Below are 3050 nucleotides of genomic sequence, written 5' to 3' on the forward strand. Positions count from 1 at the left end.
GAGAAAAGTGTATTATGGTGACTCATGTCCAAAATCTCCTTGTGTGGCAAAGTTTTTCGCAAACTCTTTATACCACATCGCATTGAGATTTTGGACTTTTTTCTTAACCCTTAGCCGGACAGCAATGGTTTGTTATAACACATCGAAATGTTCAACGCGGCTCATGAAAGTATCATGACAACACCCGCAACGTGTTTTTCAGGCGGCTTGACGAGGGCTTTCCGTTGCCGCAAAACAAAAAAATCGCCGCTGGCGTTTGACTGTGTGATCCGCGCGACTGCTCCGACGGAAAATTGCGCACAGCAAAAACGCACGCGGATGCAGAAGAACGTTGCTTTACGGTAGCTGGCAGGCGCAAACCGACACTGGCCCAGAAGACAGAAACATCATCGTAACGGAGAGAATATGAATTATTCCGATATACTTATCCCTGTTGACGGTTCTGAAGACGCGAAAGCCGCCTGCCGTGTTGCGGCCCAGTTGACGGCAGCCATTCCTGGCAGGGAAACGCTCCACCTTCTGCATTGCGTTGCGCCTATTCCCAGCCTGATCGGAGGCGACCAGCGTGAAAAACTCAAGCAGGAACACGAACAAGATGCTGAGGCCCTTTTTGAAAGCATCCGTTCCGAGTTGAACGGAGCGGATTGCAATATAAAAACCTACGTCCGGTATGGTGAGATTGCGGAATGCATCGTCGATGCAGCCACAGAGCTTGGCTGCACCATAATAATCATGGGTACGCGAGGGGTCAGCGAAATCAAGAGCATCGTCCTCGGCAGCGTGAGCCACAATGTTCTGCGGCATGCTCCCATTCCGGTACTGCTGGTAAACAAGAACAATTCTGCACGGTAATGTGACAGGCCAGGGCAGACCGCCGGAAGTTAGCCGCTTGAGGTCGCTGCCGGCTGCCCACTGGCCGCCCACCGCATTCCGCCAGAACACTGAAAAGGGTACATTGTTTTTGACTGTTGCTTACGGATATTTGCAGTATCCGGCAGGCTGAAGCCCATCCGTTTTGGGCAATCAGGCTGAATGGCAGCATAAGGCATGACGCATTCTTAGACTTCTGGAGTAACTATGCTGAGACACCTAACCTCCTTTGCCGCGCTTTCCGTACTGCTCCTTCTTCCTGCGACAGCTTTTGCCGCTCAGGGACACCCCACGATTCCCGGTGCGGAGCTGTCCGTATACTGGGCGGTTCCCTTTGCGTGCATGCTGCTTTCCATCGCCGTGATGCCCCTGTTCGCACCACATTTCTGGGAACACAACTTTGGCAAGATATCCATATTCTGGGCGCTGGCCTTTCTTGTCCCCTGTGCGCTCACGTTTGGCTTTTCCGTAGCCGTGTATGAATTTTTGCATATTATCTTGCTGGACTACGTGCCTTTTATCATTCTGCTTTTTGCCCTCTTTACCGTGGCTGGCGGCGTACGCCTGAAAGGCTCGCTTACCGGCACACCATTGGTAAACACGGGCCTTCTGGCCGTGGGTACCGTGCTCGCAAGCTGGATGGGAACCACCGGAGCAGCCATGCTGCTCATTCGCCCGCTTTTGCGTGCCAATGAACACCGCCGGCATAAAACCCACAGCGTGGTTTTTTTCATTTTTCTTGTTGCCAACATCGGCGGTTCCCTTACCCCTCTGGGCGATCCTCCGCTGTTTCTGGGCTTCCTGAAGGGCGTGAGCTTCTTCTGGACCACGACCAACCTGTTCTTTAAAACCCTGCTGCTTTCGGTAGCCCTGTTGCTGATCTATGTGGCTCTTGATTCCTGGCTTTACGCCAAGGAAGGCAAGCCGGTTCCGCCCAGCACCAAGGATTCCACCGAAAAACTGGGCCTTGACGGCAAAATCAACCTTCTCTTCCTGCTTGGCGTGGTGCTGGCGGTGCTGGCTTCCGGCCTTTGGCCCCTGGGAACGGTAGTGGAACTGTACGGCGTTCCCATCGAAGGGCAGAACCTGCTGCGCGACGTGCTGCTGCTTTGCATCGCCGGGCTTTCCCTGCGCTTTACCGAACAGAACTGCCGCAAGCTCAACGGTTTTTCCTGGGCGCCCATTGAAGAGGTGGCCAAGCTTTTCCTCGGCATCTTCATCAGCATGATTCCTGCCATCGCCATTCTGAAGGCCGGAACGGACGGCGCGCTTTCAGGGCTTATCCAGCTTGTGTCCCATGACGGACAACCCAACAACGCCATGTACTTCTGGCTTACCGGCCTGCTGTCGAGCTTTCTGGACAATGCGCCCACCTACGTGGTGTTCTTTAATACCGCCGGTGGCGACGCCGCACACCTCATGTATGATATTCCGGCGACGCTGGCAGCCATATCCGCTGGCGCCGTCTTTATGGGAGCCAACACTTACATCGGCAACGCGCCCAACTTTATGGTCCGGGCCATCGCAGAAAACCAGGGCGTGCGCATGCCCAGCTTTTTCGGCTACATGGCCTGGTCTGTGGGCATACTGTTTCCCCTGTTCCTCTTGCTGACCTGGGTGTTCTTTTAGAGCAGGTCAACTTTGAAAATGTGCATTCTCAAAGTTGACTTCAACGCTTAACCGCGCAAGTAAACAGCTCTGCTGTCTTCGCGGCAGTCGTTGGCGAGCCTGCGAGCCTTACGAATGGCCACAGTGGTTGTGTGGAAACAAAGCGCTCGTTACACATGGTGTCTGCAAGCGTAGTTTCCCGCGTTACAACTCCTGAAGCATCCGTAACTTCCTTTGTCGTAACGGCTGAAGCTGCGCTTGCACCTTTGCGGCGGGCGACTGCTCACGCAGCCGCCAGAACAATTTCATTGCATGCCAATGATTTTCAGGAAAATCCTTGCAGAGCAGTTAACTCATTTCATCCGTAAACTGCTCTAAAAAACTGATCAGATGCAGCCCGGCGAGGCCTTGCCCCAGGCAAGCCGCAACCGGGTCATAAAGAACGAAAGGAACCCCCCGGCCTAGCCGGGGGTTCTTCATATGCGCCTGTAAGGCTTTCTTACCAGCCGCGCCCTAACAGGCGCACGGGCGATCTGACATTTGCATTTCTGTTACTTGCGGCCCGTAAACGG

The 3050-nt window shown here is 54.1% G+C and carries 2 protein-coding genes; both read left to right on the forward strand.

From position 1 onward, the window contains the following. The first annotated feature begins 405 nt into the window (after positions 1–405). Positions 406–852 carry a universal stress protein gene (locus V6C16_RS10390; RefSeq protein ID WP_333536418.1) on the forward strand — a complete coding sequence of 149 codons (447 nt, stop codon included), beginning with the start codon at positions 406–408 and terminating at the stop codon, positions 850–852. Positions 853–1077: 225 nt separating this feature from the next. Continuing rightward, positions 1078–2499, forward strand: coding sequence for a sodium:proton antiporter (locus tag V6C16_RS10395; protein ID WP_333536419.1), 1422 nt, complete (start codon positions 1078–1080; stop codon positions 2497–2499). Positions 2500–3050 lie beyond the last annotated feature (551 nt).

The sequence above is a fragment of the Desulfovibrio sp. 1188_IL3213 genome (assembly GCF_036763145.1).
In the GTDB taxonomy this organism is placed as follows: domain Bacteria; phylum Desulfobacterota; class Desulfovibrionia; order Desulfovibrionales; family Desulfovibrionaceae; genus Desulfovibrio.

Excerpts from the sequence above, each read along its gene's own strand:
- V6C16_RS10390 (WP_333536418.1), top strand. The coding sequence starts at position 406 with ATGAATTATTCCGATATACTTATCCCTGTTGACGGTTCTGAAGACGCG.
- V6C16_RS10395 (WP_333536419.1), top strand. The coding sequence starts at position 1,078 with ATGCTGAGACACCTAACCTCCTTTGCCGCGCTTTCCGTACTGCTCCTT.